17 protein-coding genes and 1 tRNA gene are annotated in these 16,188 nt (G+C 62.7%); 5 read left to right on the top strand and 13 right to left on the bottom strand.

Annotated elements, in window-relative coordinates; all coding sequences use genetic code 11:
* Positions 1 to 44: 44 nt before the first annotated feature.
* Positions 45 to 395 carry a DUF262 domain-containing protein gene (locus tag CU669_RS17800; protein WP_205119497.1) on the bottom strand — a complete coding sequence of 117 codons (351 nt, stop codon included), beginning with the start codon at positions 393 to 395 and terminating at the stop codon, positions 45 to 47.
* 273 nt (positions 396 to 668) lie between these two features.
* On the opposite strand from CU669_RS17800, the gene CU669_RS17795 reads away from it, so the two are divergent.
* Positions 669 to 1,802 (top strand): tyrosine-type recombinase/integrase, encoded by a 1,134-nt coding sequence (locus CU669_RS17795; RefSeq protein WP_205119495.1) that lies wholly within the window; start codon positions 669 to 671, stop codon positions 1,800 to 1,802.
* A 33-nt stretch (positions 1,803 to 1,835) separates the two neighbouring features.
* On the opposite strand, the gene CU669_RS17790 is transcribed toward CU669_RS17795, so the two are convergent.
* Positions 1,836 to 1,911: transfer RNA gene (locus tag CU669_RS17790), tRNA-Phe, on the bottom strand.
* Between the two features lie 91 nt (positions 1,912 to 2,002).
* Complete coding sequence (locus CU669_RS17785; protein ID WP_112146940.1) at positions 2,003 to 3,373, bottom strand: M48 family metalloprotease; 1,371 nt, start codon at positions 3,371 to 3,373, stop codon at positions 2,003 to 2,005.
* Here CU669_RS17785 and CU669_RS17780 point away from each other — a divergent pair.
* Positions 3,366 to 4,994 (top strand): gamma-glutamyltransferase, encoded by a 1,629-nt coding sequence (locus tag CU669_RS17780; RefSeq protein ID WP_239988770.1) that lies wholly within the window; start codon positions 3,366 to 3,368, stop codon positions 4,992 to 4,994. The two genes, CU669_RS17785 and CU669_RS17780, sit on opposite strands and share 8 nt — an antisense overlap.
* Positions 4,994 to 6,196 carry a pyridoxal phosphate-dependent aminotransferase gene (locus CU669_RS17775; RefSeq protein ID WP_112146938.1) on the top strand — a complete coding sequence of 401 codons (1,203 nt, stop codon included), beginning with the start codon at positions 4,994 to 4,996 and terminating at the stop codon, positions 6,194 to 6,196. The genes CU669_RS17780 and CU669_RS17775 overlap by 1 nt, the downstream gene beginning before the upstream one ends.
* Before the next feature lie 7 nt (positions 6,197 to 6,203).
* Here CU669_RS17775 and CU669_RS21460 read toward each other — a convergent pair whose 3' ends face one another.
* From CU669_RS21460 to CU669_RS17760, 3 genes are all read right to left on the bottom strand, one after another.
* Complete coding sequence (locus tag CU669_RS21460; protein ID WP_161539714.1) at positions 6,204 to 8,264, bottom strand: flagellar hook-basal body complex protein; 2,061 nt, start codon at positions 8,262 to 8,264, stop codon at positions 6,204 to 6,206.
* 166 nt (positions 8,265 to 8,430) lie between these two features.
* On the bottom strand, positions 8,431 to 8,766 hold the full coding sequence (locus tag CU669_RS17765) for a PilZ domain-containing protein (RefSeq protein ID WP_112146937.1): 336 nt from the start codon (positions 8,764 to 8,766) through the stop codon (positions 8,431 to 8,433).
* Between the two features lie 49 nt (positions 8,767 to 8,815).
* Entirely contained in the window at positions 8,816 to 9,163 is a 348-nt protein-coding gene (locus CU669_RS17760; protein WP_112146936.1) for an STAS domain-containing protein, read from the bottom strand.
* 144 nt (positions 9,164 to 9,307) lie between these two features.
* Between CU669_RS17760 and CU669_RS17755 the strand changes: the two genes are divergently transcribed.
* Both CU669_RS17755 and CU669_RS17750 read left to right on the top strand, forming a co-directional pair.
* A complete protein-coding gene (locus CU669_RS17755) occupies positions 9,308 to 9,913 on the top strand; it encodes an ATP-binding protein (protein WP_161539713.1) in 606 nt (201 codons plus the stop codon).
* Positions 9,910 to 11,055, top strand: coding sequence for a PP2C family protein-serine/threonine phosphatase (locus CU669_RS17750; RefSeq protein ID WP_112146934.1), 1,146 nt, complete (start codon positions 9,910 to 9,912; stop codon positions 11,053 to 11,055). Before CU669_RS17755 ends, CU669_RS17750 begins: the two co-directional genes overlap by 4 nt.
* A 4-nt stretch (positions 11,056 to 11,059) precedes the next feature.
* Here the strand turns inward: CU669_RS17750 and CU669_RS17745 are convergent, their stop codons facing one another.
* The 7 genes from CU669_RS17745 to soxY form a co-directional block, all read right to left on the bottom strand.
* Positions 11,060 to 12,382 (bottom strand): methyl-accepting chemotaxis protein, encoded by a 1,323-nt coding sequence (locus CU669_RS17745; RefSeq protein ID WP_239988769.1) that lies wholly within the window; start codon positions 12,380 to 12,382, stop codon positions 11,060 to 11,062.
* 68 nt (positions 12,383 to 12,450) lie between these two features.
* Positions 12,451 to 12,999 (bottom strand): NapC/NirT family cytochrome c, encoded by a 549-nt coding sequence (locus CU669_RS17740; RefSeq protein ID WP_112146933.1) that lies wholly within the window; start codon positions 12,997 to 12,999, stop codon positions 12,451 to 12,453.
* An 11-nt stretch (positions 13,000 to 13,010) separates the two neighbouring features.
* On the bottom strand, positions 13,011 to 13,706 hold the full coding sequence (locus CU669_RS17735) for a c-type cytochrome (RefSeq protein ID WP_112146932.1): 696 nt from the start codon (positions 13,704 to 13,706) through the stop codon (positions 13,011 to 13,013).
* A 59-nt stretch (positions 13,707 to 13,765) separates the two neighbouring features.
* Positions 13,766 to 15,037: an FCSD flavin-binding domain-containing protein gene (locus CU669_RS17730; RefSeq protein WP_205119493.1), complete on the bottom strand. Its 1,272-nt coding sequence runs from the start codon at positions 15,035 to 15,037 to the stop codon at positions 13,766 to 13,768.
* 10 nt (positions 15,038 to 15,047) lie between these two features.
* Positions 15,048 to 15,341, bottom strand: a complete 294-nt coding sequence (locus CU669_RS17725) for a c-type cytochrome (RefSeq protein WP_112146931.1) — start codon at positions 15,339 to 15,341, stop codon at positions 15,048 to 15,050.
* 40 nt (positions 15,342 to 15,381) lie between these two features.
* Complete coding sequence (soxZ, locus tag CU669_RS17720) at positions 15,382 to 15,702, bottom strand: thiosulfate oxidation carrier complex protein SoxZ (RefSeq protein WP_112146930.1); 321 nt, start codon at positions 15,700 to 15,702, stop codon at positions 15,382 to 15,384.
* 21 nt (positions 15,703 to 15,723) lie between these two features.
* Positions 15,724 to 16,179 (bottom strand): thiosulfate oxidation carrier protein SoxY, encoded by a 456-nt coding sequence (gene soxY / locus CU669_RS17715; protein WP_112146929.1) that lies wholly within the window; start codon positions 16,177 to 16,179, stop codon positions 15,724 to 15,726.
* Between the last annotated feature and the right edge of the window lie 9 nt (positions 16,180 to 16,188).

Genomic DNA, 16,188 nt, shown 5'->3' with positions numbered 1-16,188 from the left:
CCGAAATCGAAGCCCCTCCGGGGCTCCGAGCCCGGCCCCATTGCTCAACCCGCGCCAGACGGCGTAACTTTAGTCGGGACTCTACCCATGGCTGGATGAAAGTTCCACGGCAGGTCACCATCTATGACAAGATTCTTGTTTTCCTCGTCAACATAGAAGAACACTGGAGGAACTGGCAATCCGCAGAGAAAAGAATCAATCAATAAAGACGACTGGCGAATTGTCCAGACAAACTCACGCTGAAAATCTGGAATTTCAATATCTCCATCTTTCCACATTTGGGCAATTCCAGATAATGTGAAATCAGATGGATATGTAGCAATATCATATGTGACGGTTACGGTGTCGTCCTCCGGTTCAACTTCGACTTCTAGGTCGTCAAATGTTGTGGCCATCTTAGCTCCGATCAAATATTTCCGGTGGGAGGAACGCAGTTTCAGCGAACAACATACATTTCCCGCAGTGCGGAAAATGGGGCGGGTCTGCTCCAGCAATCGGCCCGTGCAGCATTACTTTTAGCAGAAAGAGCCCTGCCATGTAAGGCTCCAACGTCTCCTTATGGCCCGAAGCGAGCGCCTCGAAATGGCTCGGACGCTGGAAGCACCAATCGTTAGATTTGTCCGGCGACGACCAGAACCCCTGGGACGATGACATGTGTTAGGGAGACCATGAGGCTGCGGCTGAAATACATCGTCGAGGACACTGATAGGCACGGTAATGTCCGTATCTATGTCCGTCGGCATGGCCGCAAGAAGCGCCTGAAAACCGAAATTGGCTCGCCGGAATTTTTGGTCGAATACCGCGCAGCCATCGCTGAACTTGAGGGCGAGCCAAAAAAGGAAGAGCTGGGACCGGGACCGTCTGCCCAGGGTTCGCTCCGTTGGCTCATCGAGAAATATTACACCTGTGCCGAGTTCAAACGGCTGGATGAAAAGACTCGCCATGTCCGGCGCGGCATTCTTGATCGCCTATGCAGAGACACAAGTAAGCCCGGCGGCATTCCGCACGGTCAAAAGCCAGTGGCCCGCATGGAGGCTCGCCACGTCCGCGCATTACGCGACGAGCGTGCCGATAGGCCCGAGGCAGCTAATGCCATCGTGAAGGCTCTGCGCCAGGTGTTTGGTTGGGCCCTTGAAGCTCAGATCGGTCATATCCAGTCCAATCCAGCCAGGGACGTCCCTTATATAAAAAGCGGGAGTGAAGGCTTTCATACCTGGAGCCTGGATGAGGTCATCCAATTCGAACAACACCACCCGGTTGGCGGCAAGGCCCGTCTGGCACTGGCGCTGCTGCTGTATACAGGTGTGCGCCGCTCGGACGTAGTTCGTCTGGGGCCCCAGATGGAGCGTGGCAGTAAGATCATTTGGACCGAAGCGAAGGGGCTAAAGCACTTGGCGAAGCAGCGCGAGTTGCCGATCCTGCCGCAGCTCAGAGCCATCCTCGACTCCTCGCCATCCGGACATCTTGCCTACCTCGTCACCGAGTTCGGAAAGCCCTTCACCGCAAACGGATTCGGCAATTGGTTCCGCAAGCGCTGTAACGAGGCAGGACTGCCCCATTGCTCGGCACACGGATTGCGTAAAGCGGGGGCGACAGCCGCAGCCGAGAACGGCGCAACCGAACATCAGTTGATGGCGATCTATGGCTGGGAGAGCCCTAAACAGGCGGCGCTCTATACCCGGAAAGCGAACCGGAAGCGCTTGGCCGCGTCAGCGATGCACCTGCTAGTCCCGGAACGGAACACGGACGAAAGTGTCCCACTTTCATCCTCCGATTCCGCCGGTGGGACAAAAACGGCCTGAAACCATAATAGTTTCAGGCCGTTCGGAATTAGATGGTGCCCAGGGGCGGAATCGAACCACCGACACTGCGATTTTCAGTCGCATGCTCTACCAACTGAGCTACCTGGGCACGGCGTCTCTTGGTCAAGAGGAGGCGCTTATAGAGGAATATCGCTGTCTTGGTCAACCCCCCCTGGACGGAAAAACGTCGGACGGGCGCCTTACCACCATTTACGGTCCCGCTCCTTGGCGGCCTTGACCTGGGAGGCCTGCTCCTTGATGTCTTGAATGCGCAGCCAGATGGCGCCGCCCTTGCCCAGCAATTGTTCCGCCTTGTTGGCGTGGTAATTGGCTTCGGGCAGCTTGCCCGAGAGCAGCAGGTATTCGGCCATGGCATAGGATGCCATGCCCTCGTTGTCGTCGCGGCCATAGGCGATGGCCAGTTGTTGCCAAGCGAAACGGTCATCGGGTTCCAGGCGGACGGCATAGGCGAGGTTGTTGGCGGCGTCCTTGAGCAGGGCGGGATCTTCGCTTTCGATCTGCGACAATCCCAGGCCGATCCGCAGCAAGGCGCTGTCGGGCAGCAATTGCACCGCCTTCTTGTAGGGCGCGACGGATTCGGCGACACGGGCGTTCTCGAACAGCATCTGGCCCTTGAGTTCCCAGAAATAGGGATCCTTGGGGCGTTCCTTGATCAGGGCGTCGATCTGGGTCAGCGCCGTCTCGATATCGGGCTTGCGGTAATTGGCGATGGCGCGGGCATAACGGGCCTCGATGCTCTGGTCGGTCTCCTTGTAGCGCTGGAAGGTCTTGACGGGCGGTTCGATGAAGGCGAACAGCTTGGCCTTGATGCGCCGATGCATCTCCACCCATTCCGGTGGCCACGGGGTATTGGCATAGGGGGATTTGGCCACATGTTCCCGCACGAAGGACACGCGGTCGCGGGTCAGCGGGTGGGTGCGCACATAGGGATCCTGGCGGGCCGAGACCAGGATCTCCTGATCGCCAAGAATCTCGAAGAATTCCAGCAGACCCTTGGGCGATTCGCGGCTGTCCTCCAGGAAGCGCATGGCCATCTGGTCGGCCTGTTGTTCCTGGCTGCGGGAAAAGGCCAGCAGGCTGCGCATGGCCATTTCCTGACCGCCCATCATGATGCCGCCGGCCGCTTCGCCCTTCTTGGTCACCGCGCCCGCCGCCGCGCCTAGCAGCATGGCCAGGATCGCCTCGGTGGACGCGTTGCTCATGGCGTCGGAATTGCGAATCAGGTGGCCGCCCGCGATATGGCCGGTTTCGTGGGCCATGACGCCGATCAGCTGGCCGGGATTTTCCGAGCGGATGATCAGTCCGGTATGGAAGAAGATGTTCTGGCCGCCCGCCACGAAGGCGTTGAGAGTGGAATCGTTGAGCAGCAGAATGCGAATTCCGGCGGGATCAAGACCCGCCGCCTGAAAGATTGGCGCGCCGAAGACGCGGATGGTATTTTCCACTTCCGCGTCGCGAATGAAGCGGAGCTTTTGCTGCTGCTGCGCAAGGGCGGGAACGCCCGACAGGGCAAGCACGATGGTCACCAGAAGGAAGATACGCGTGAACAAGGATCAATCCCCGTCGGTCAAAACGTTGCGCGCAAGCCTTGGCCTCGGCCGACCTGTCGCGGTACTGGCGGCGCTGCTCGCCCTGGGCGCCTGCGACGCCGTCGACAAGCGGGCGGTCGGAACCGTCGGCTACGTCAAGGGCTTCGCAGGCATGGTGGCGGCCGATGAGCCCCGCGCCATGGTGGTGGGGCGCGACGTGCTCTCCGCCGGAGGAACCGCCGCCGACGCGGCCACCGCCATGTACTTCACCCTGGCCGTCACCTATCCGTCCGCCGCCAGCCTGGGCGGCGGCGGTTCCTGCATAGTACACGATCCTGTCAGAAAAAAGACGGAAGTGATGGAATTTCCCGCCATCGGCTCTGTCTCGGGCGGCGCCGTGGCCACGGCGGTCCCCGCCAATCCGCGCGGCTTCTTCGCTTTGCACGCCAAATACGGCAAGCTGCGCTTTGAAAGCCTTTTGGTCGAGCCCGAGCGCTTGGCGCGCACCGGCGTTCCGGTGACCCGCGCCCTGGCCAATGATCTGGCCAGGGCGGTTCCCATTCTGGGCCGCGATATGGCCGCCCGCGCCATCTTCTTTCGCCCCGACGGCAGTGTGCTGCGCGAAGGCGACGTCATCACTCAGCCCCATCTGGCATCGATCATCGCCAACCTACGGCGCAACACCGGTGACTTCTACGTGGGAATCGGAGCCCGCGAGCTGATCAAGTCGGTCCAGAGCGTCGGCGGCACCCTGACGCTGGAAGACCTGCGCGACATCCGGCCCACCTGGCGCGACGCCCTGACGCTGAAGCTCGGCAACGAGACCGCCTATTTCGCGCCGCCGCCCTCGGTGGGCAGCACGGTTGCCGCCCAGTTGGTGGGGGCCTTGTGGCCTCGCTGGTCCGATACCGCCCCGGTGGAGCGAAGCCATCTGCTGGCCGAGCTCTCGGCGCGGGTCTTCGCCGACCGCGCCCGCTGGATGCGACCCAGCGGCTGGAGCAACGAAGAGGGCTCGGCGCTGATCTCCGAGGCCCATCTGAAGGCCCTGCTGGCCGATTACAATCCGGAGCGTCACGTCCCGGCGCCCGGCATCAGCGGGCCGCCTTCCGACTATCCGCTGGCGACCGGCTTCGTGGCCATGGATGGCCAGGGCTCGGCGGTGGCATGCGGCGTCACGACCTACGGCTTGTTCGGCGTGGGGCGGGTGGCGCCGGGCACCGGCATCGTCCTGGCCGGAACCCCAGGCCCCAACGGGCCGCCCGCCATCACCACCATGGTGACCGTCAACCACAACGCCAACGAAGTTCATTTCGTCGGGGCGGCATCGGGGGGCGGCACCGCTCCGGCGGCGCTGGCCTTGACCTTCCTGGGCGCGGCTGCCGACGACAAACCGTTGGGCGAGGCCATCTCGGCGCCCCGCCTGGTCCATCCCGGCGCGCCCGACGCGGTGTTCGTGGAAGGCGCGCCCCATGCCCTGGACCCCACCTCGCTGCAACAGCGCGGGCATCAGATCAGCCCGGTGACCATGCCAAGCCGGGTAGAGGCCTTGTACTGCCCTGGCGGCTATAAGAATTCCGAAAGCTGCGAGGCGGCCACCGATCCGCGCGGCTTCGGCATGGCGACGGCGGTGGGCCTGAGGTAATGGCGTTCAAGGCCGCCGAGCGGGGGGCCATTTCCCCCTTCATCGTCATGGATGTCATGCGCGACGCCGCCAGGCGTCAAGCCGAGGGCGGCGACGTCATCCATCTGGAAGTGGGCCAGCCGTCCGGTCAGGCACCGGCACGGGTGCGCGAAGCCGCCGCCTGCGCCTTGGCCGACCAGCCGCTGGGCTATACCCTGGCCATGGGAACCGAGGCGCTGCGCGCCCGTATCAGCCGCCACTACGCCGAAACCTACGGCGCCCAAGTGCCGCCCGAGCGCATTTGCGTCACCACCGGGTCGTCGGCGGGGTTTTTGTTGTCCTTCCTGGCCGCCTTCGAACCCGGCGACCGGGTGGCGGTGGCCGCGCCCGGCTATCCCGCCTATCGTAATATCCTGAAGGCCCTGAACATCGAGTGCGTCAATATTCCGGTGGGTCCAACCAGCCGCTGGCAATTGTCGGCCGACGCCCTGTCCAAGGTGGAAGGGCGGCTTGACGGGGCGGTGGTGGCAAGTCCTTCCAACCCGACCGGCAGCATGTTGGACGCCCGCGAGGTTGCGGCACTGGGGGCATGGTGCGAGGGACGCGGCATCCGCCTGATCTCCGACGAGATCTATCACGGCATCACCTTCGGCGCCCGGGCGGCGACGCTGGCAGGGGCGGGGGCGGGGGCAGGGGCGGGGGCAGGGGCAGGGGCAGGGGCAGGGGCGGGGGCTGCGCCCCATGCCGTGGTCGTCAACAGCTTCTCCAAATACTACGCCATGACCGGCTGGCGTTTGGGCTGGATGGTGCTGCCCGACGACCTTGCCCGGTCGGTGGAATGCCTCCAGCAGAATCTGTTCATCTCGCCGCCGACCCTGTCGCAATTGGCGGCCGAGGTGGTGTTCGATTGCGGCGAGGAGCTGGATGCCCGCGTCGCGGCCTATCGGGCCAATCGCGATATTCTGCTCAATGAATTGCCGGGGGCGGGATTTTCCCGCATGGCGCCGTCGGACGGGGCTTTTTATCTGTATGCCGATGTCTCCGAGCTGACCAATGACAGCCGCGACTTCTGCCGCCGCATGCTGGCGGAAACCGGCGTGGCGGCGACGCCGGGAATCGACTTCGATCCTTTCGAGGGGGGGCGCAGCCTGCGCTTTTCCTATGCGGGCTCGGCCGCCGACATGGCCGAGGCGGCCAAAAGGCTGAAAGCCTGGACGCGGTAGCGAAGCGCTATTTCATCAGATCGCGGGCGGTGGTCGACATCTCGTCGGCGGTCTTGAACACCGTGGCGTTCATGGAATAGGCCTTCTGGGTAATGATCATGCGGGTAAACTCGTCGGCGAGATCCACGTTGGAGGTCTCCACCGCCGAGGCGACGATCTGCGCCCCGCTGCCCTGCGCTCCAATGGAGTCGATGGTCATGTCGCCCGCCTGCTGAGTACGACGAAACAAAGTCCCCGAGATGGCGTCGAGATTGTCGGCGGCGACAAAGGTCGCCACCGGAACCATGGCCAGGGTCCGGGTGCGGCCATTGCTGAAATGGCCGATCAGTTCGCCGGTCTTGATGAATTCGGTGCCGTCCATGACGCCGGAGGCATAGCCGTCCTGATCGTTGCTCTTGATGTCGATGGCGGTGGCCTTGCTGCCCACATACTGGGTCAGCTTGGAGACGTCGAGGGCGATGGTGTTGGTGCCCGCCTTGCTGGCCGCGGTGGACGCGGCCGTCGCGGTGGTGGTGTTGGCGGTGGCGAAGGCAGTGTAGATCGATGCTGAATAGGCGGTCAGATCGGCCGCCGTGGCGGGGGCGGCGATGGCAACCGCGCCGATGGCGGTATCGAGCGAGGTCTGATAGGTGGTCAACTGCGCCGCCGTCGCGGGCATGCCGGGCGCCGTCACGCCCTGGGCTGCCGCCTGCAATGCCGAGGTATAGGGCTGAAGCACGGTCGGCACCGCCACCGTGGCGGGCGTGGTCGCCGCGACGCTGGGAGTCCAGGCGAAGCCTAAATTGATGGTGCTTGGCGTGATGATCTTGCCCGAGCCGTCGAAGGTGATCGGCACCGACCCGGGAATGGTGGAACTGGTCGTCGTGGTTGTCGTGGTGGTCGTTCCACCGGTCTCGCTGAGCGCGGTCACCGAACCGTTGGCGGTGGGATTCTTGATGCGCATATACCACTGGCCGCTGGAAGTCCGCTCGAATCCGACCATGAGGTTTTCCGGATTAAAGGCGTTGTCGTAGACGGTCAAGGTGATGGGAACTTCATGGAGGCTCGGCTTCTGGGTATTGAGATCGACGGCGGCCGTGGTCGTGGGGGTGGCGCCCGCCGACCACGCGATGGACAAATCGGCAAAGCCGGTCCCCGAGGCCGAGGTGCTGGGCGAGGTGATATTGCCGAAGCGATCCATGGTCACATTCATGCGCGGCAAGGTGGTCGCGCCGACCGTGGTCGATGGGGATGTGATGGTTCCGACGCTGCCCGAGGCTGGCCCGGTCGGCAGCGAGAAGTCCACCGTCCAATTGTCGCCGTCCACCCTTGTCCAGGTCATGGTCAAGTCCTGGGCGGCGCCGGTGCCGTCGGTGATGATGCTGGTATTGACGAAGCTTTGCGGACTGGCGGTCATGGCGGCGTCGGCCGGAAGATTCATCACCGTCTGAATGGCGGTGGTGGCGACGCCGGGGATGGTCTGTCCCGGCAGGGTGTAGATGGGCGTCATGGAGGGCTTGCCGGTGGATGCACTGGACGTCGTGCCGCTTGAACTGGTTACCGGCGACGACGCGGTGGTCGCCACGCCTGGAATATTTCCCTGCGCGTCGGCCATCCAGCCCATCAGGAATTGTCCCCCGGCCGTGGTGAAGTAGCTCTTGGTTCCGATCGCCTGCTGAACGAAGTTGCCTTCGCGGGTATACAGGGTGCCGCGGGCGTCGCTTTCCGACAGAGTGGCTTGCGGCTGTCCGGACGTATCCGGCGCGGTTACCACGAAGAAGCCGCGTCCGTTGATGCCAAGATCCGTCCAGTTGTTGGTCGACGCGATGGTGCCTTGCTGAGTGATCATATAGCGGTCGACCGCGCGCACGCCGAAGATGTCGAGGCCGGTGGTCGCGGTCGACGCGGTGGGGCTGTTCTGGGTTGTTCCGGGCGACGAGTGGGATTCGGACATCACCGTCTTGAATTCGGTGTCCTTGCGCTTGTAGCCGGTCGTGTTGATGTTGGCAATGTTCTGGGAAATGGTTCCCATCGCATGGTCCATGGTCTGCATCGCCAGACTTGCATTGCCGAAAGCACCAAATAACATCGTCGCCTCCATCCACGACGGACACTGATCCGCCAAGACACGATGCAAGCGTCAGGCCAGATTAAAACGTGTTGTTTTTCAATGAGATGTTCGCGCCTCGGCTGGGCAGCAACTGCCGCTTTGCCCCTTGCTGCCTGCCCGAGGCGGCAGACTTTGCCGGGGCGGCCTAATCGGAATCAGGGATGGTGCACTCGGCGGCAAACTTGATCAGGGGATAGGTGGCGGGGTCAAAGCGCATGGCGATGAACTCGCCCTCGTATCGGACAAGGACGCAGAGTCCACCGACGCCATGATTAATATCGACCTTCCCGTCCTTGGATGGGTAAAGGGTGAAGCGCATGGGGCCATCGGCCACCTTGAAGCCAGATTCCAGCTTCATGCCGCCAGCGGATATGCCTGCGACCTTCACCAGCTTGCCGCCGATATTGACCATCAGCCCGCTACCGTGAAAGCGCGGATAGCGGCGGCGGTCCTTGCCGGACGTCTCGGCCTGTTCGGGCATATCCTACCTACTGCGACAGTGAAAAATTATCCAAACCCATGGCGAACAACTATTCAATGGCAAAATATTTATGAAGTTTGCCGACTTGAATCAAGGTTTCCACCTGTCCCGCCGCGCCTTTCAGGATGACTTGGCGCTGGGCCTCGACCGCGGCATCACGCACGATCAGCAGCATGCCGAGTGCCGATGAATCGACGAAGGACACCTTGCTCAGATCGAATTTGACAGTGGCGGGTTTGTCTTGGTTGATGCGCGCCAGAATGTCGCGAAATCCCTTGTAATCGGCATGGGTCATCCGACCTTCGACCAGAACCACAAGGCCGTTGCCCTCGGAATTGAACGCATAATCCATACCAATACCCTTTTCGTCTCGCTGCCCCGGACTTACCCATTTCATATGTCACAGCTTTGCGTCAAAATCGACCGAGACATAAGTCATGTGGCAATAATGATTCAGGTCGTCTCCGACAAAATCCCACCTCTAGAACTGGAACAACTCGCACGATGTTGCGGTTGGAGCCTTTCTGGCGGCGCCAGGACTATGACGGCGGCCCGTCACTTCGGACCGGATTCCCTGGCCGCCTGTCTGGAAGAACCGGCGGCGGGCGGCATTGAACTCGACGACATCGCCCCCGTTGCGCCGGGACGGCATTTTCTCCGGCATTTGAGCTTGGGCGGTTTTGGCCTCGTCCTGAGCACCGCCACCGCCTATCAATGCGAGGTGGCGTTGATCTTTTCCAAGGCCGTGCGGAGACGCTTTTCAAGCCTGGACGATCACGCCCCCGGATTGGAGCGGGCAATTCATGAACTGGTCGCCAATGCCCTGGTTCACGGCAACCTCGCGGTTCCAAGTCCCAAGATGGGGATGGAGGGATTCGACGACTATTGCCGGATGCTTGATCAGGCGCTGGCCGACCCGATACGGCAGGGACGCCGCCTGGAAATTTCAGCGGCGCGATCGGATGCCGACTTGGAAATCTCGGTCCGCGATCAGGGCGCCGGTTACGAATTCTGCCGCTTCATCGACCCCAGCGAAGATGCCCAGCCGCGCCAGCACGGCCTTGCCATCATCGCCGAGGCGGCGGAGCTGATCGTGGAGGAAAGTGGCCGCTGTAGCTTGATTCGCTTTCCCGGTGCCGCGCCATGACCTTGGACGAGGCGCGAGTCCTTATTGTCGACGACAATATCGGCAATCAAGAAGTCCTGTCCGCGATCGTCCAATCCATCGGGGTGACGCGGATCGAGACGGCGCTCAACGGTGTCGAAGGGCTTGAAGCCGTGCGCCGCGACAAGCCGGATATCGTGCTGCTGGACGTCCTGATGCCCGTCATGGACGGCTATGAGATGTGCCGCCGTCTGCGCATGGAGTACAGCCGCGACGAATTGCCGGTGCTCTTCGTGACCGCTTTCGACAATCCAGACAGCCGGACCAATTGCTTTGCCGCGGGCGGCACCGACATGGTCACCAAGCCCATCAATGCGGCCGAGGTCATGGCGCGCCTGAACGTTCACCTGGAAAACCGTATCCTGGTGACCGGGCTGAAGGCCTACCAGTCCCGGATGACCGAGGAATTGGAACTGGCCCGCGACACCCAGGAGACCCTCCATCCGCATCCGTCCCAACTGACCGACATCGAGGCGCGTCGCGCGATCCGGGTCACCGGGATCATCGAGACCTCGTCCGAGTTGGGTGGCGACTTCTGGACCGTGTTCGAGACCCATGACAACAATCTCGGCCTTCTTGTGGCCGATTTCACCGGCCATGGCGTCGCCGCCGCCTTCAACACCGTCCGTCTGCATGCCCTGATGGCCCGTCGGCCGTGGGCCTTGCGCGGCCCCGGAGAGCTCCTGGAGTTCCTTAATCACGAATTGAAGCAGTTGTTGCCGCCCGGCCAGTTCGCCGCCGCCCTGGCCTGCGAGCTGAATGCGGCGAGCGGCACGCTGACCTGCGCCGGTGGACTGACGCCGCAGCCGGTGCTGATCGAAGCCAATGGAGCCGCTCGTTTTCTGCCTGTCTCGGGGCCGCCGCTTGGCGCCTTCATCGATGCCAGTTATGGCGAAATCACTCTTTCGATGGAGCCCGGCGCCGCCTTGCTGGCCTATAGCGATGCCCTGCTGGAAAGCATGGTCGACGACAAGGTCGCCGTGACCGAGGACGAGCTACTGGCCTGGAGCGCCGAGATCGGCCCTGGCGGCGATCTGGTCAAGGGGGTTCTTTCCCGCTTTCATGACCGGCTGCCGGGGCAACCGCCCGACGATCTGACCATCGTCGCCATGCAGCGCCGATAATCCGTCACGAAAAGGCGACGGCCAGTTCATCCAGCCTGCGCTGAACCTCCTGGGACGGCCCCTCGATGGCGCTCACCGCCGCGATGGCGGCGTCGAAATCCCCGGCCTGATACAGCTTGGCCGCCTCGATGCCCAAGTGGTGAACCTTCTCGTGCGCGCTCTCCATGGCGCGGAACGCGGCATGGCCGGTAATGGCGGGATCCTGGACGCCGTAATACCACTTTCCCAGCCGACAGGACCGGTGATCGGCCAACTCGTTGGGGTTCAGCGTGGTCCGACCGGCCAGCATCTCGGCCAGACGGCGGCGCCAGATCATGTGGTCGGACTTGGCGAGATGTATGACGGCGTTGCGCATCTCCACCTTATTGATATCCGTCAGCAGATCGACCAGTGAACCGCTGGCCAATGCCGATGTATCGATCATGGCGTTGATGGCGTCGGTATCGGTGACCGAGCGCGTCGCGGCTTCTTCCAGATTTTCCGCGATCACCTGGGCCGATTGCCGTTGCTGCCCCAGATGGTCCGAGATTTCCTGCATCAAGGTGGTGACGTCACGGATTTCCTGACTGACGGTCCGCATCTTGCCGACCGAGTCCATGACCACCATCTCGCCATGGCGCACCGTCTCGGCTCCCTTGGTCATTCCCAGCAGAATGGCGTCGGTTTCCTCACGGAGTTGATCGATGCGCTTGCGGATATCCTGGGTGGCCCGCGCGGTCTGGTTGGCGAGGTTCTTGACCTCGGTGGCGACCACATTGAAGCCCTTGCCCGCCTCGCCGGCCCGTGCCGCTTCGATGGTCGCGTTCATGGCCAGGATATTGGTCTGGCGGGCGATCTGCTCGATCTGCTTGACGATGGCGCCGATGCTGGTGGACGCCTCGGCCAGATGGGTGACGCGCTCTGCCGTCTCGGTCACCGTATTGACGATGCCGCGCATGGTCTCGACCACCGTTTCGGTGCTGCGAGCCCCCTCATCAGAGATGCTCTGAACCCCATGGGCATTGCTGGCGGCCAGTTCGGAGGTGCGGCTGATGGCTTGGACCGTCGACACCAGTTCCTCGGTGGAAGCCGAGATGGTGGTCATGCGCTGGCTCATTTCCCGAATGCTGCGCAAGGTGTGAAGCGCCTGGGTGACCGTGCTGTTAAGATGGATCGACATGCCGACCGATTGGGTCAGGATGCCGCGGGACCGCTCCTCCAGGGTATCGGCCAGCCGTCTCAGCTTGTCGGCGACCCGCCCTTCGGCTCCGGGCAAGGAGCAATAGCCGCCGTCCAGCAAACGGTCGATCATTGCCTCCAGCGCGTCCAGATCCACCTGTTCAGTCACGGCCGTTCCCTTCTTCGAATCTACATATGCGACAGGATAAAGGGGGGGGGCGTCACCGCAACAGAAATCTACTCTTCCCTGGGCGGCATCTTGTGGGCGACGCCCTTGTGACAGGCGATGCAGGTGCGGCCTTCCTTGGACGCGTCCTGATGCTTTTGCCGGGCGGCGGTGGTCTGCTTGGCGGCATTCATGGACTCGTAGGAATGGCAGCTGACGCATTCCCGCGAGCCGCTGGCCGCCATGTATTTCCACACCCGTTCCGCCAGTTCTCCGCGCTTGGCGTTGTATTTCTCCGGAGTATCCAGAGTGCCCTTCATTTCGGCGATGATGTCGTTGGCGGCGAACAGCTTGCGCGTCAGCTTGGCGCCCCATTCCTTGGGGATGTGGCAGTCGGCGCATTGGGCATGGGCGCCCGAGCGGTTGGAGTAGTGAACCGACTGTTTCAGTTCGTTGTAATTGGTCTGCATTGAGTGGCAGTTGATGCAGAACTCGGTGCGGTTGGTGTATTCGAATCCGGCGATCAGCCCGAGCATGAGCACCATGCCCGCCACGATCCCCCCGGCCAGCAGGGCGAGCTTGCGCCCGCGCCCGTGGCACTTTTCGCCATTCCCGGTCATTTCCGGCCCACTCATTTGGGTAAAGACTGGGTATAGGCGACGGTATCGGAGGCGATGCTCGGGTCAAGCGAGCGTAGCGCCGGCATGGCTTCGGCGGGCAGGCCGTTGAACGCCTTGTGCAGCATGTCCCACGGATTGTCCGAGGCCTGGCCCAGCGGCACGCCGGTGCTGACCTTCTTACCGTCCAGGCCATGGCAACCGGCGCAGAGCGTATTGAAATAGACCTCGCCCTTGGCGGCGTTGCCCTTGGGCTTGCCCGAGGCGGGATCGATGAACTTGGCGGTATCCATCTGCCCCTTGGAGACGAACAGGGCGAGATCCTGGACATCCTTGTCGTTCAATTGCTCGGGCGCGAAGCCGTGGTTCTTGTCGCGGAAGAGGGGCGCGATGGTGGCCGGATCCTTGCCCGCCATGCCGGTGATGCCCTTGATGGGGACCAGATGGTCGGTCTTGGCGGCGGCGCCGTCCTTGCCCTTGTAGTCCCAGCCGTGGCACTCCTTGCAGCGCCACGACTGCTTGGGATACTTGCCCCCCGCCGGATAGGCCGCGTGGGCGGCCTCCGGCCGGTCCAGCTTCTTTTCCTTGTACCAGTTGTCGTAGAGCCGTCCGCCACGGGCGATGGACGATTCCAATTCGGCGGCCGAGGCGGCCGCCCCGGTCAACAGCATCATCACGGCGGCAAAGGCCGCAAGACAGCGAGCAAACATCCGAGTCTCCCTCCCTCCGGCCGCGCCCAGGGTCGAGCGCGGCCAGTCTCATTTTCTTATTAGCCCCAGGTATCCTGGCAAATGCTGGCATACCAGCCGCCCGCGAAGTCGGCTTCCTTCTTGCGGAACTGGTAGTTGGCCCCCGAAGGGCTGACGCCACCCGCCCCCTTGATATTGGCGATCTTGCCGTCCTGGACCGAATAGACGCCGGAGACGGAAATGCCGTAATCGGGTGCCAGCAACGAGTAGCAGGTGTTGATGGCCGACATGGCGGCGGGTTTGTCGCCCATTACCATGGCGGCGATGGCGCCCGCCGCGACCTTGGCTTGCGAGCTGGCCGAATAGCCGGACTTGGGCATCTCGCCCGCCGTGCAGGCATCGCCGATGACGAAGATGTCCTTGTGCAGGGTGGATTCGAAGGTATTGGGGTCCACCGGGCAAAAGCCGCTTTTGTCCGCCAGACCGGTGGACAGCGCGATGGCGCCCGCCGACTGCGGCGGAATGACATTGGCCACCGCCGGCTTGAACTTGTCGAAATCGGTTTCCAGCACGCCCGCCTTGGCGTCCACCTTCACGACCTTGCCGTTCTTGGCGGCGGGAACCCATTCGATGATGTTGTCGTACATCTTCTCCCAGCCTTCCTTGAACAGCTTGTCCTTGGCGAAGGCGTCCTTGGCATCGAGGATGATGAGCTTGGACTTGGGCTTCTGGGTCTTGAGGTAATAGGCGATCAGGCTGGCCCGCTCGTAGGGGCCGGGCGGGCAGCGAAAGGGATTGCCCGGCGCGCTGATCATCACGGTGCCGCCATTGGGCATGGCTTCCAGTTGCTTGCGCAGCAGGGCGGTCTGCGGCCCGGCTTTCCAGGCGTGCGGCATCAGTTCGGCCGCCGCCTCGTCATAGCCTTCCAGCGCGCCCCATTTGAGATCGACGCCGGGTGAGACCACCAGCTTGTCATAGCCGAAGCTGATGCCGCCCTTGGTCTTGACCACCTTGGTGACGGGGTCGATGGCGGTGACCATGTCGGTCACCACGGTGATGCCGTATTTGTTGGCCAGCGCATCGAAGCTGCGTTCGATGAAGGCCATGGAATTCATGCCGCCGATCACCGTGTTGGAGAACGGGCAGGTGAAGTGCGTCTTGGCGGCGTCGATCAAGACCACATTGGCGCCGGGCAGGTAGCGCTTGACGTATTTGGCGGCGGTGGCGCCGCCGAAGCCGCCGCCCACCACCACCACCTTGGGGCCGGTGGCGCAAGCGGACAGACCGAAGGCCGAGGCCGCACCGGCGAATCCGACCAGACCGGTGAAGGTTCTGCGAGAGAGTTTCATCATGGCCTAGCCCTCACTTCTTGTAGTAGTCGACGATGGCGTCGAGCTGCGCTTCGGAATAGCCCTTGGTGATGCGATCCATGATGGTGGCCTCGCGGGCGCCGCTGCGGTAGTCGCGCAGCATCTTCTTCAGCTCGTCGGCCGACTTGGTGTTGAAGGCGGGCATGGCGCCCAGGCTTTGGCCGCCGGTGCCATGGCAACCCGCGCAGGAATCGGCCATGACATTGGCCGAGCCGGCCCGGGCGGCGGGTGCCGCCACCAGGGCAAGGCCCAGGCAGACCGGGATCGCTACAAGGTAAGACTTCATGCTGATCTCCTCCCCAGGAACATATGCGTCGTTGCCGTCTTCACGAGACGGTTATGGACGACGCCGCGGTGTAGATTTCCCCATTGTCGTCGTTCCAGAACATTTCAATCTTTCCGGTTTCGGTCGCGACAACGAAAAACGAGATATATGGATTAGCCGAAACCGCAGGATGCAGGTCCATACGGAATACTTCTGTGCCATTGTACTTGCAGGTAAACGTGTTGATGATCCGGCGCGGGATCGGCTTGTCGTTCGCGTCCTTGCGCTGACCCGATTCCATGTCATGAGTGATCGAGGTCTTGATCTCGATCACTTCGCCTTTCTTGGCGGTCTCAGGCACCTTGATCTTGGCGCTGGCCATTCCCGCTTCTCCCTTTCCGCGTCAACAGCCGCCGACCGTGACCTTGACTTCTTCCTTGGCCCGCCACACCGATCCGTTGCTCATGACCGCCACGGCGTGCACGTTCTGGGTCTTGCCCAGGCGAATACGGGTGGAGACGTCGGCCTTGCCGCTACGGGCCGTGAAGTGGAACGAGGCGACACCCGGCAGGGGATTGCCCTCGGCCAGGATATGGATCGCCTTGACGTGATCGGCCGCGGTCATGGGGCTGTCCACCAGCACCCGAAGCTGCACGGTGGCGCCGTTCTCGGCGATCTGGGGCAGCTTCAGCTGCACTCGTCCCTCGGTGGTCGCCGTGCTGCCGATCAGCGCCTTGACGGCGGCTTCGGCCTCGGCCGGAGTGGCCCAGGCAAGATTGGGCAGAACGCCGACGCAGGCGGCGCCCCCCATGGCGACCATTGCTTGGCGCCGATTCAGACCGGATTCTGGCTTCACCATTCCCCCCTC

Origin of the sequence: Paramagnetospirillum kuznetsovii, from assembly GCF_003284725.1 — a bacterium.
Lineage (GTDB): Bacteria > Pseudomonadota > Alphaproteobacteria > Rhodospirillales > Magnetospirillaceae > Phaeospirillum > Phaeospirillum kuznetsovii.
The sequence above is the reverse complement of the archived record's forward strand: the minus strand, read 5'-3'. Positions and strand labels throughout refer to the sequence as shown.